At 69.6% G+C, this 12,203-nt stretch carries 9 protein-coding genes and 2 pseudogenes; 2 read left to right on the top strand and 9 right to left on the bottom strand.

Annotation, left to right across the window (positions count from 1 at the left end; all coding sequences use genetic code 11):
• From ACTIMO_RS17110 to ACTIMO_RS17090, 5 genes and pseudogenes are all read right to left on the bottom strand, one after another.
• Nucleotides 1-500: pseudogene (locus tag ACTIMO_RS17110) on the bottom strand (iron uptake system protein EfeO); the annotation flags it as partial.
• On the bottom strand, nucleotides 497-1,348 hold the full coding sequence (gene efeU / locus ACTIMO_RS17105) for an iron uptake transporter permease EfeU (protein WP_448183198.1): 852 nt from the start codon (nucleotides 1,346-1,348) through the stop codon (nucleotides 497-499). The pseudogene ACTIMO_RS17110 and the gene efeU, both read right to left, overlap by 4 nt.
• A gap of 207 nt (nucleotides 1,349-1,555) precedes the next feature.
• Nucleotides 1,556-2,995 carry a phytoene desaturase family protein gene (locus ACTIMO_RS17100; RefSeq protein ID WP_448183197.1) on the bottom strand — a complete coding sequence of 480 codons (1,440 nt, stop codon included), beginning with the start codon at nucleotides 2,993-2,995 and terminating at the stop codon, nucleotides 1,556-1,558.
• A gap of 42 nt (nucleotides 2,996-3,037) precedes the next feature.
• Complete coding sequence (locus tag ACTIMO_RS17095) at nucleotides 3,038-4,132, bottom strand: lipid II:glycine glycyltransferase FemX (RefSeq protein WP_422390929.1); 1,095 nt, start codon at nucleotides 4,130-4,132, stop codon at nucleotides 3,038-3,040.
• 154 nt (nucleotides 4,133-4,286) lie between these two features.
• Complete coding sequence (locus ACTIMO_RS17090) at nucleotides 4,287-5,738, bottom strand: glycosyltransferase family 87 protein (protein WP_448183196.1); 1,452 nt, start codon at nucleotides 5,736-5,738, stop codon at nucleotides 4,287-4,289.
• Nucleotides 5,739-5,954: 216 nt separating this feature from the next.
• Between ACTIMO_RS17090 and ACTIMO_RS17085 the strand changes: the two genes are divergently transcribed.
• Complete coding sequence (locus tag ACTIMO_RS17085; protein WP_422390931.1) at nucleotides 5,955-7,040, top strand: inositol-3-phosphate synthase; 1,086 nt, start codon at nucleotides 5,955-5,957, stop codon at nucleotides 7,038-7,040.
• Between the two features lie 166 nt (nucleotides 7,041-7,206).
• Here ACTIMO_RS17085 and ACTIMO_RS17080 read toward each other — a convergent pair whose 3' ends face one another.
• The 4 genes from ACTIMO_RS17080 to ACTIMO_RS17065 all read right to left on the bottom strand — a co-directional run bounded on the left by ACTIMO_RS17080 (nucleotide 7,207) and on the right by ACTIMO_RS17065 (nucleotide 11,613).
• Entirely contained in the window at nucleotides 7,207-8,874 is a 1,668-nt protein-coding gene (locus ACTIMO_RS17080) for a formate--tetrahydrofolate ligase (protein WP_448183195.1), read from the bottom strand.
• A 27-nt stretch (nucleotides 8,875-8,901) separates the two neighbouring features.
• The gene (locus tag ACTIMO_RS17075) at nucleotides 8,902-9,681 is read right to left on the bottom strand and encodes a phosphatase (RefSeq protein ID WP_055766214.1); all 780 of its coding nucleotides are present in this window, start codon (nucleotides 9,679-9,681) and stop codon (nucleotides 8,902-8,904) included.
• Between the two features lie 56 nt (nucleotides 9,682-9,737).
• The gene (mshA, locus tag ACTIMO_RS17070) at nucleotides 9,738-10,985 is read right to left on the bottom strand and encodes a D-inositol-3-phosphate glycosyltransferase (protein WP_448183194.1); all 1,248 of its coding nucleotides are present in this window, start codon (nucleotides 10,983-10,985) and stop codon (nucleotides 9,738-9,740) included.
• A gap of 253 nt (nucleotides 10,986-11,238) precedes the next feature.
• On the bottom strand, nucleotides 11,239-11,613 hold the full coding sequence (locus ACTIMO_RS17065; RefSeq protein ID WP_448183193.1) for a hypothetical protein: 375 nt from the start codon (nucleotides 11,611-11,613) through the stop codon (nucleotides 11,239-11,241).
• 374 nt (nucleotides 11,614-11,987) lie between these two features.
• Between ACTIMO_RS17065 and ACTIMO_RS17060 the strand changes: the two are divergent.
• Nucleotides 11,988-12,203, top strand: a pseudogene (locus ACTIMO_RS17060) (hypothetical protein); the annotation flags it as partial.

Below are 12,203 nucleotides of genomic sequence, written 5' to 3'. Positions count from 1 at the left end.
CCGGTGAGGAGCTGGTCCACCTGGTCCTTCACGTACGCCCTGTAGTTGGTGACCGCGGCATCGATCTGCGCCTGCTCGTCACCGGAGGGCTCGACCGCCGTGCCCGAGTCCGTGACCGTGAATCCGGCCCGGCCCACGCCGTCGCCCACCATTCCCGGCTTGCAGACCGTGTAGTAGGAGCCCGGCTGTGCGTTGACCACGAGGTCGCGGCTGATGCCCGGTCCGATGTTCTCGACCTCCGACACGATGCGCAGGCCGTCCTCGGCGAGCAGGTAGAACTCCGTCACCTGGTCCCCGGCGTTGGTGATGGCGAAGGTGAGCGGACCGCTCTCCGCCGTCGACGCCGAGACGGCGCACTCGTCGGTGGTACTCGTGACCGTCAGGCCGTCGGATGCCCCGTCGGGTGACTCGGCGGACGCGTTCGGCGTGCAGGCGGTCGCGAGGAGGATGCCGCAGCCGGCTGCGAGGGCAGCCGGCAGGGAGAGGCGGGCGGTGGTCACTGGACTCCTTGGGGAAGTGGGTGCCGGACGGCGGCGGGCGCGGCGGACCTGCGCATGCTCTGCCGGATGAAGAGGGTCATGGTGGGGATGACGTAGAGCAGCCAGGCGATCCCCTCGAGCCAGGTGGTCGCGGGTGAGAAGTTGACGGTGCCCTTGAGCAGCGTCCCGTACCAGCTCGACGGCGGGACCGCGGCGCTGACGTCGAACATGAGGGAGTACAGGCCGGGCAGGATGCCGGCTTCCTGGAGGTCGTGGATGCCGTAGGACAGGACTCCTGCGGCCACGACGATGAGCATGCCGCCCGTCCAGGTGAAGAACTTCGACAGGTTGATGCGGAGCATGCCGCGGTAGAACATCCACCCCAGGACGACGGCGGAGGCCAGTCCCAGCGCGGCGCCGAGGATGGGCTGGGTGGTCTGGCCGGTCGCCTGGACGGCCGACCAGATGAAGAGCGCGGTCTCGAGCCCCTCCCGGCCGACGGCGAGGAACGCGACGACGACGAGGCCCCTGCCGCCACCTGCGAGGTGGCGGTCCACCTGGCCGTGCAGTTCACCGCGCAGGTTCCTGGCCGTCCTCGCCATCCAGAAGACCATCCACGTGACGAGGCCGACGGCGACGATCGAGAGGGAACCCCCGATGGCCTCCTGCGCCTCGAAGGTCAGGCCGTACGTGCCGTAGGTCAGGAGCGCACCGAATCCGAGGGACAGCGCCGCGGCGAGCGAGACCCCGAGCCAGATGCCGGGCAGCAGGTCCCTGCGCCCGATCTTGACGAGGTAGGCCACGAGGATCACCACCACGAGGGCGGCCTCGAGGCCCTCGCGCAGGCCGATCAGGTAATTCGCGAACATGGGGTGGCTTTCTTGCCGGGAAGGGCCCGTCAGCAGGGCAAGGCAAGCATAACCTAACAAAGTGGCCGGGACGGGCCCACCTCACCCCTCGGCCCGCCCGCACGGTACCCGACGAGCTGCGGGTCGCGAGCGGCGCGCCTCGGCACCGGCGAAGGCCGCCGGGCCGTCACACGAACCGACCGGTCGTCACGTCAGGGGTGGAGCGGGTCAGAGACCGAGGTCCGGCACCGGAAGGCCGAATTCGCGCCGGAGGGCGAGTTTCGCGGCGTTGAAACCGGCCATCCCGTGGACGCCGGGACCGGGCGGCGTGGATTGGGAGCACAGGTAGACACCCTTCAGCGGCGTGGCCCAGGGTCGGATGGAGGGCACCGGACGGGCCACGATCTGCCGCAGGTTCACCGCTCCGCTGCTGAAGTCGCCTCCCACGTAGTTCGCGTTGTAGGCCTCGAGATCGCTCGCCGTCGTCGTGTGGGTGCGGACGATGACGTCCCGGAAGCCGGGCGCGAAGCGTTCGATCTGCGCGGTGACGGCCTCGGCCATGTCACGGGTGGAGCCGTGCGGGACATGGCAGTACGTCCACAGGGTGTGCCGGCCCCCGGGCGAGCGGGTCGGGTCGAAGGACGACGGCTGGGAGAGGAGCACGTAGGGACTGTCCGGGTGCACGCCCTGGTTGACCTGCTTCTCCCCCGCGACGATCTCCTCGCGCGTGCCACCGAGATGGGCGGTCCCGGCCCGTCGCAGGTCCGGATGCGTCCACGGCACGGGTCCGGACAGGATGAAGTCCACCTTGCAGGCTGCGTTCCCGTAGGTGAACGCCTCGAGGGCCCTCCGGTAGGGACCGGTCAGGCGGCCGCGGGCCATCGCCTGGAACGTCGTGGGGGCGACGTCGAGCAGGACCGCCCGGGCCCCGGACACCTCGGCGAGGGTGCCGATCCTGCTTCCCGTGACCAGCTCCCCGCCGTGGCGCGTCACGTCGAGGGCCAGGGCGTCGGCGATGGCCTGGGACCCACCGACGGGGATCGGCCAGCCGACCGTGTGCGCCAGGAGGTTCAGCACCAGACCCGCTCCGGCCCCGGTCAGGGACGGGAGCGTGCCGACGGGATGGGCCATCACCCCGGTCACCAGCGCCTTCGCCTCGTCCGTCCGGAAACGGCGGTTCCAGGTGGGCAGGCCCTGGTCGAGGACCGAGAGGGCGAACCGAAGGGCTGCCCCCGGCTTCTTCGGGATCCGCACCACATGGTTGAGGGTGAAGGCGAGGATCGCCTGCTCGCGATCGCTGAGCGGCTGCACGAGGCGCCGGTAGGCTTCGCCGTCGACACCCAGCCCGGCAACCGTGCGCTCCATGCTGCGGTGCGCCACCCCGGCCCGGCCGCCGTCGAGCGGATGGGCGAAGGACACGTCGGGGACGGCGAAGCCGATGCGGCGGCTGAGTTCGAAGGCCCGGAAGAACGGCGACGCGAGCGCCATCGGGTGCACGGCGGAGCAGACGTCGTGGAGGTGGTCCCGTTCCATCAGGTCGAGCGATCGGGAGCCGCCGCCGATGGTCGCGGCGGCCTCGTGCACCCGGACCGACAGTCCGGCGCGGGCCATGACGACGGCAGCTGCCAGCCCGTTGGGACCTGCGCCGACGATCTCGACATCAACCATGGGGACTTCCTCTCCTGGCGCCGCCCGGCCGGTCCGCCGGGCTCATGTGCTCTCGGTGGTCGCTCCGCTGCGCCGGGTCCGCACCCGTCCGGACACCCGCGCCGCCACCCGACGGGCGACAGCCGGTGCCGCCCGTCGGCCGCGCAGCAGCACGGAGACGGCAGCGTAGCGTCCTGGCCGCAGCGGGATGTCGTAGGTGGTGGGCACGACGACGACGTTCTTGGAGAAGTTGCGCTTGAAGGTGGTGACGTTCGCCAGCGACGGGTAGTTCTCGCTCTCGATCCCGGTGAGGCCGCAGGCGGTGTTGCCCCCCGCCTTGAGCGTCCGGAAGGCTTCCCACAGGAGCAGGTAGGGCGCGAAGGTGGTGCGGGCCGCGTGGGTGCTGCCGGCGAAGTAGTAGACGGCGTAGCCGCGGTACTCGGTGGTGATCAGCCAACTGAGGGCGGCATCGTCCCGGTAGGCCACCATCAGCCGCAGGTGGTCGCCGAGGACGGAGAGCAGTGTCTCGTAGTAGGACGAGTCGAAGGACTGGAATCCGTCGCGTTCCGCGGTCTCCTGCATGATCGGGAACAGTTCCCGTGCGAAGACGGTCTTCCATTCCTCACGAGGAATATGACGGACGGACACGCCGTTCCGCTGCGCCCGGCGGATACTGTTCCGCGCGTTGGGGCGGAAGCTGCGGAGGAGGTCGGCTTCGGACGGCGTCAGGTCGACGACGATCTCCCGTTCGTACCAGCCGTGTTCGATCGGACCGGTCGCCGGGGACTGCAGGGTCGCCACCTGCATCCGGACGTACAGCGGATCGATCCCCGGATGATCGCGGAACTGCTCCCGCACCGTCTCCATCAGGACCTTCTCGGCGGCAGGGGTCCTGTCAGCGAACCAGACAGGGCCGTTGACGGAGACGACGGACTCCCGGGAGCGCCGCACCACGTGCACATAGCCCGCGAGCGCCACGAGAGCGCCCGCTGGGTCCTCGTAGGCCCAGATACCGAGTGCCGCGCGTCCGAGCGCGCGCTCGAATTCCACCCAGTCCGGAGTCTGCTCGAGCGGGATCGGCACGTCCGGATGAGCGGCGGCGATCGCGTCGAACGCAGCCCGGTCGAGGGGGCGAGCGGTCAGGGATGGTGCAGTCACTGATGGTCTTCCGATGGGAGTCGTCTCGTCAGGGGTGTCCGCCGGCCGGTCGGCCGGTCGACACCCCGTCGCGCCGATGCCGGGAGGTGTCCGCGCGGTCCGGCCAGCCTATCGGAGCAGAGCGGACGGCACGGCGTCCGGGCCCTCGACCGGATCATCCCGGCCCCGTCGTCCGCCGGCGCCACCCGTGGTGCAGTGTGAAGCGGTCCTCGGCGTGATCGAACGGCCCGCCCTGCGGATCATCGATGCCGATCCGCCGGACCACGTCCTCGGAGGGCGTGGCCACCTCCCGGACGACGACCAGGAGAACGTATGCCGTAGAAAGAATATGGGCGATCACCGCACAGGCGTACGCACCCAGCCCCAGATTGTGTTCCGCCGCGCCTCCACTGGTCATGCCGCCGAGGTACAGCCACACGGCCCACCAGTGCAGCACCTCGACGAGCTGCCACACGAGCACCACCCGCCACCGGGGGACGGCCAGCGCCAGGAGGGGTACGAGCCACAGAGCGTACTGGGGCGAGTAGACCTTGTTGCACAGGACGAATGCCCCGACGATGAGGAGGGCCAGCTGTGCGAGGCGCGGGCGGCGGGCTGCGCGCAGCGTGAGGACGGCGACGCCCAGGCAGGCCAGGGCGAAGAGGACCACGGCCGCGATGTTGATGGCGGCGGGTGTGAGGGTGGGCGCTCCCGACTCCCGGGCCAGTGCGTTGTACACGTACCACCCCGAGGAGAATCCTGCGTCGCGGTCCTCCGAGAAGGTGAGGAAGTAGGCCCACGCCGCGCGGTCCCGCAGGAGGAACGGAACGTTGACCACGAGCCACGCGAGCGTTGTGGCCGCGGCCGCCAGGAGGAACGGCCGGTACCGCCCGGAGCGGATGGAGAGGACGAGGACCGCCCCGAGGATCAGGACGGGGTAGAGCTTGACCGCTGCGCCCAGCCCCCAGAGAGTGCCCGCGAGGAGCGGGCGCTCACGGGCGAAGGCGAGCATCCCCGCCGTCGCGAGCACCACGGCCCACAGGTCCCAGTTGATGCTGCCGGAAAGGATGATGACGGGGGCGACGGCGACGATGGCCGCATCCCAGGGTCGGCGGGACGCCAGGCGGAGGGTCGCCAGGACGGTCAGGATCCACACGGCTGCCAGCAGGACCATGTTCACGTCGAAGTACAGCAGGGTCTTCGCAGTGAGGTCGGTGCCGGTCGCGAGGGCGTCGACCAGGACGGCGGTCCCCGAGGCCAGCAGGCCGAGGAGCACGGGGTATTCGAAGAGCGCTCCGGGTGTGACGAACGGCAGCACGCCCTCGCCGAGTCCCCGGCTCCGGTACAGCTCCGTCCAGTCCGAATAGCAGGCGCGGTAGAAGTACTCGGGGGAGGACCAGCCGGCCACCCGGCAGGGATTCTTCACGACGACCGCCAGGACGGCGGAGCAGACTGTCAGGAGGATCAGCACGCGGGGGACGGTGAACCACCGCGGAGCCACGCGTCCCGGGTCGGCGTGGCGCCCGAGCGGACCGCCGGCTCCTTCGGTCAGCGGTATCAGGAGGTGGTCGGACCTGCTCGGGACACTGATGCGATATGGCCCTCGCCTGCCTGTCCCGGAGCTCATGCGTCGAGCCTAGCCGTCCCGTGGCGACGACCGGTGGCGCCCCTCGACGGGCAGGATCCACGGTCCGCCAGGAGGCGCTACAGCACGACCGCCGGATGGCGAGGAATGGCACGGCATACATCGGCGTTATGAACTGAACGTAGACTGGCATTTCCTGCCGACCGCGCCCAGGGTGATGACGGCCGGGGCATATTCAACGGGCTTTCGAGGAGAACTGTGGGACAGAACCCCATTCGCGTGGCAATCATTGGAGTCGGCAACTGTGCCGCGTCGCTGGTGCAGGGAGTGCACTACTACCGGGACGCGGATGCGTCGGGGGCCATCCCCGGCCTCATGCATGTCGAGTTCGGCAAGTACCACGTGGGGGACGTGCAGTTCGTGGCGGCGTTCGACGTCGACGGCAAGAAGGTGGGCCACGACCTCGCCGAGGCCATCGGAGCGAGCGAGAACAACACCATCAAGATCGCGGACGTGCCGCCCACCGGCGTGATCGTCCAGCGCGGTCACACCCTGGACGGCCTCGGCAAGTACTACCGCGAGACGATCGTCGAGTCCGACGAGGAGCCCGTGGACATCGTCGCCCAGCTGAAGGCCTCGAAGGCCGACGTCCTAGTCTGCTACCTGCCGGTCGGCTCCGAGCACGCGGCGAAGTACTACGCCCAGTGCGCGATCGACGCCGGCGTCGCCTTCGTCAACGCCCTCCCCGTCTTCATCGCCGGCACCAAGGAGTGGGCGGACAAGTTCACCGAGGCGGGCGTCCCGATCGTGGGCGACGACATCAAGAGCCAGATCGGCGCCACCATCACCCACCGCGTGATGGCGAAGCTCTTCGAGGACCGCGGCGTGACGCTGGACCGCACCTACCAGCTGAACGTCGGCGGCAACATGGACTTCAAGAACATGCTGGAGCGGGACCGCCTCGAGTCGAAGAAGATCTCCAAGACCCAGGCCGTGACCTCCAACGTCAAGGCCGAACTGCGCGCCAACGACGTGCACATCGGTCCGTCGGACTACGTGGCCTGGCTCGACGACCGCAAGTGGGCCTTCGTGCGCCTCGAGGGACGCAACTTCGGCGACGCCCCGGTATCGCTCGAGTACAAGCTCGAGGTCTGGGATTCCCCGAACTCGGCCGGCGTGATCATCGACGCGATCCGCGCGGCGAAGATCGCCCTGGACCGCGGTATCGGCGGCCCCATCCTCTCCGCCTCGAGCTACTTCATGAAGTCGCCGCCGGAGCAGTACGCCGACGACATCGCCCACGAGAAGGTCGAGGCCTTCATCCGCGGCGACATCGACCGCTAGGCCCGGCCGGAAACCGCCAGGACCAGCAGCACACCGGAGGCCGGGACGGCGACGTCGTCCCGGCCTCCGGTGTACCGGCCCCGTCCGTGGTGCATCCGCGGGATGGCGGGAGTCCGCGCCGCTCCGCGGTTCAGGAGCGTGGCCGGCACCGGTTGGCCGGCGGTCCTCAGAACAACCCGACCGCGTTGCCGTCGGAGTCGACGTCCATCCGGAGCGCCGCGGGCTCCCTGGGCAGCCCGGGCATCGTCATCACGGAACCCGTGAGCGCCACGATGAATCCTGCACCCGTCTTCGGGATGAGGTCCCGGACGTGCACGGTGAATCCCTTCGGCGCCCCGAGCAGGGTGGCGTCGTCGGAGAACGAGTACTGCGTCTTGGCCATGCAGACGGGAAGCCCCGACCAGCCGTTCGCCTCGATCTCCTTCAGGCGCCGCAGGGCGGGAACGGAGAAATCCACGCCGTCTGCCCCGTAGATCTCCTGGACGATCGTCCTGATCTTGTCCTCGACCGGAAGGTCGAGGTCGTACAGATGGGAGAACGTCACGGGGCGTTCGAGCGCCGCGAGCACCGTCGCCGCGAGGTCGTCGCCTCCCGGACCACCACCGCCCTGACCCCAGACGTCGGCCACCGCCGCGTCGATCCCCTCGCCCGCACACCACTCCATGAGCCAGTCGAGTTCCTCGTCCGTGTCGGTCCCGAACCTGTTGATGGCCACCACCGGAGCCACACCGAACTTCTCGACGTTGCGCACATGGCGGAGCAGGTTGGCGGTGCCCTCGCGCAGGGCGTCGACGTCGGGAGTGGCGAGGTCCGATGCCGGGACCCGGCCGTGCATCTTGAGCGCCCGGATGGTCGCGACGACGACGACGGCGTCCGGCGCCACGTCGGCGACGCGCGCCTTGATGTCCATGAACTTCTCGGCACCGAGATCGGCACCGAACCCGGCTTCCGTGACGACGATGTCCGCGAGGCTGCGAGCCGTCCGGGTGGCGATCACCGAGTTGCAGCCGTGGGCGATGTTGGCGAAGGGTCCGCCGTGGACGAGGGCCGGCGTCCCCGCGATGGTCTGCACGAGGTTCGGCTTGATCGCGTCCCTGAGCAGCAGCGCCAGTGCTCCTTCGACCCCCAGGTCCCCGACGGTGAGCGGCGCGCGATCGAACGTGTACCCGAACGTGATCGCGGCCAGGCGTGCCTTCAGGTCGTCGAGGTCCCGTGCGAGGCAGAAGACCGCCATGATCTCCGACGCCACGGTGATGTCGAATCCGTCCTGCCGCGGGGTGCCCTGCGCCGGGCCGCCGAGGCCGATGACGACCTCGCGGAGCGCGCGGTCATTGACGTCGAGGACGCGCTTGAAGGTGATCCGGCGAGGGTCGATGCCGAGTTCGTTGCCCTGGTGGATGTGGTTGTCGATCAGCGCCGCGAGCGCGTTGTTCGCCGAGGTGATGGCATGGAAGTCACCGGTGAAGTGGAGGTTGATCTCGTCCATCGGCAGCACCTGCGAGTAGCCCCCGCCGGTCGCACCGCCCTTCATGCCGAGCACCGGACCCAGGGACGGCTCACGCAGCGCGATCATGACGCGCTGCCCTGCCCGTGCGAGGGAATCGGCCAGCCCCACCGTGCAGGTGGACTTCCCCTCGCCGGCCGGCGTCGGGCTCATCGCGCTGACGAGTACCACCCTGCCCGGCGCCCGGCCGTCGTCGGGCAGGAGGCGCGGGTCGATCTTGGCCTTGAACCGTCCGTGGAACTCGAGTGCCTCCCGGGGGATCCCCGCGGCATCGGCTATGTCCTCGATGGGCTTGACCGCAGCGGCGCGGGCAATCTCAAGATCGCTCATGCAGCCAACCTATCAGCGGCTCCTGCGTCAGGCCGCCGGGAGCCCTGCGCGTTCCAGGACGTAGGTGATCAGTGGATCGTAGAGGCCGGGGCAGACGTTGTCGTCGAGCGGCACGGCCACCTCGAGCTGGCCCTGCGCCTCCGAGACGAAGAGCCCGGGGTCGTTGCAGTCGGCGAAGCCGATCGTCGGCAGCCCCGCACTCGCCGCCTGTCCGGCCCAGCCGTGGTCGGCAACCACGAGGTCGGGCAGGCCTGCGGGATCCAGGGCCAGCGTCTCGAGGCTGAGCCGCATCGGCTCCGGCAGGTGGGTGTGCATGAGGCCGCCGTGCTGGTGCCAGACGAGCACGCCGAAGATCTGCCGGATGTCACCGGCCCGGAAGCGCCTGCCCTCGGGTACCCGCACCACGGTGGCGCCGACGGCCGCGGCGGCGTGCGCGAAGGCCGCGTGGACGGGCAGCAGGCCGGCCGGGTGACCGGTGGCGAAGAGGATACGTTCCTTCCGGTGGGCGGCTGCACCCAGCCGATCGGCGAAGCGGTCGAGCGCCGCCACGCACAGCAAGCCGTCGATGGTGTCCTGTCCCTCGACGAGGTTGCGGTCCGCGCTCGTGCCCACGCGCTGGTGCATGAGGTCGAAGACCTCGTCGTAGTTCCACTCCCGGGTGAGGGCGACGCCGAACTCGAGGTTCTCGTTGCCCTCGAGGAACAGGCGCATGTGCCGCAGGTTGTCCTGCCGGGGTGTGGCCACGTCACCGGTGATGCGGACGGAGTCGAGGTAGGCGGCGAGCTCGGCGGGATTCACGCTTCCCATCCTAGGTCGGCGGGCCCGGCCGGATGGGCTGCCGGTACAGGGTGGGACTGCCGGGTTCAGTGTGTGGTGGCGGCAGGGAACCGATCGACGGCGGTGCGATAGCTCTGTGCGGTCAGCAGGGCGGTGCGCTGCCACCCGAAAGCCAGCGCGTGGGTGGCAGCACCGCGGCCGAGCCGCTCCCGCAGGCCGTCGTCGTCGTGCAGGCGTTCCAGGGCCTCCGCCCACCCATGAGCCGAGTGTCCGTCCACGAGGAGGCCGCTCCGGCCGTCGCTGATCGCCTGCGGGAGCCCGCCGACGTTCGCCGCGATGACGGGCGTACCGCAGGCCTGGGCCTCGAGCGCCACGAGACCGAAGGACTCGCTGAAGGACGGCATGACGACGGCGTCCGCCGCGCGGAACCACTGCGCGAGGTGCGCGGCGGTGACCGGAGGGTAGAGGCGGATGTCCTCGGTGAGGCCGGCGTCGTCGATGAGCGGCTGGAGGGCGAGCGCCTCCGATCCACTGCCGGACCCGAGGATGCTCACCACCAGTGGGATGTCCGGACGGCGGCGGCGGAGTTCGGCGGCGGCGGCCACGAGCACCTGGGGGCCCTTGAGCTTCTGGATCCGGCCCGCGAACACCACGTGGAACTGCTCCGGAGGAAAGGCCAGTGCCGCACGGGCGGCGGTGCGGACCCCGGGATGGAACGTCGAGAGGTCGACGCCGGGAGCGACGACGTCGATCCTGCCCGGTGAGGCCCCGTAGAGCGAGACGAGTTCTGCCGCCTCCGTGCTGGTGTTGGCGATCAGGCGGGCGGCGCCGTCCACGATGTCCTGTTCACCCGCGGTCCTGGCCGCGGGCTCGGGCGCTCCGAGCGCCTTCATGCGGAGATCCTTCACCTTGGCCATGGTGTGCATGGAGTGCACCAGCGGAAGGCGCATCTCACGGCTCAGGGTCAGGCCGACCACCCCGGACACCCAGTAGTGCGAATGGAGGACGTCGAAGTGACCGTCGGCCAGGAGGTCGGCGACGTCCGTGATGGCGTCGGCGAACGTGTCGGTCAGGCCGGGCAGCGCCTCCTTCGGGATGCGGCGACGGGGCCCTGCCTCGAGGTGGTGGACCACGACGCCGTCGCCGAGTACCTCACGGCTGGGCCGTCCGTCGCCGGCTTCCCGCGTGAAGATCTCCACGTCGATCCCCACCCGCGCGAGTTCCCGCGCCGTACTCCTGACGTAGACGTTCATCCCGCCGGCATCGCCCCTGCCGGGTTGCTCGAGCGGGGAGGTGTGCAGGGAGAGCATGGCTACGCGCCGGACGGCGGACACGCTTCCTCCCTTCCGACCGGCGGTGAGGGAGGAGCCGGTCGAGTGATCCTCAGACCCTATAACGCCCTGTTCGCGCGCCGAATTCCGGGCCCGGACGGCAACGCGACCGTTGCGCCCGACCACGGCGGAAGCCCGCGCCGGAAAGCGCGGGCTTCGCTCGTGGTGAGGGCGTCCGACGCCCGCCCCGTGACGGGGTGGACCGGACAGGATCGCTGCGGTGACCGCTGAACCCGGCCATCCCCGCGGACGGACGTCATTTGATGTAGAGCATGTGGCTCGGCTGTTCGAAGCGCAGCGAATCGTCCCAGGGACCGCGGGACTGGCTGCCCAGGATGCGCCCCCAGAGCGTGAGACCGTTCCGCCACCTCGCGAGCAGGCGCTGCACCTCCTGGCGACGGTGGAACCCGGGCATGGGCTGGGCTGGTCCGCCGGGCAGGTCCTCCGGGAGTGGATCCCGGGCGACATCGACGAGCGGCGTGAGTGATCCACTCATGATGAAGTCACCCCGGGCGGGAGCAGGCTGCCGTGGTGGAAGTGCGAGGGCGCGTGCCTCCGCGGCCGCCGACTCGAGCGGTCCGGAAGCTGATTGTTCGTCGAATTGGGCAGGGACGGGCCGTGAATTGGGCATGACAGACTTTCGAGGAATGAATTCGGGCAGAAAAAGCCGCGACAAAGGGAATTCAGGAGGAAGATACGAGGAAGCCGCGCACGGGTGCGGGTCGAGGCGGGAGTCGGCCGGCTACTGCCGGTACGCGGGCTTCCTAGTGCGAACGGACAACGAAGGCGGGATCGGTTCGCGGCGTGTAGGTCCTGCCGAGCATGGTATTCACAATCTCCACCTCCATTTCTTCGATTGCACGTGGGTCCGGGCGGTCGGGGCGACACTCGACAAGCGAGTTGGGAAGCCCCAATGGCACATCTGCAAAGCTACCGTATGAATCACGCTCCGGCATAGCCCGTCAGCGGAATTAGTTGTAGGAATTCTGGAAAGGGCGGAATTGTGTGTCAGACCGTATGACGACGCCGGTCCGCGTCCCGGAGATCGACGCGCTCCGCGGGCTGGCACTCCTCGGGATCCTGATGGTGAACGTCTGGTTCTTCGCGGACCCGTCCGGCCCGCGGGGCGGTCCGGCGGAAGGCCCGGTCCCGGACCAGGCGGTGCGGTTCCTCGTCGCGACGTTCGTCGAGGGCAAGGTCTACCTGCTGTTCTCGCTGCTC

It is taken from the genome of Arthrobacter sp. CP30, from assembly GCF_053470025.1.
This window is presented reverse-complemented; position numbering and strand designations above follow the sequence as displayed.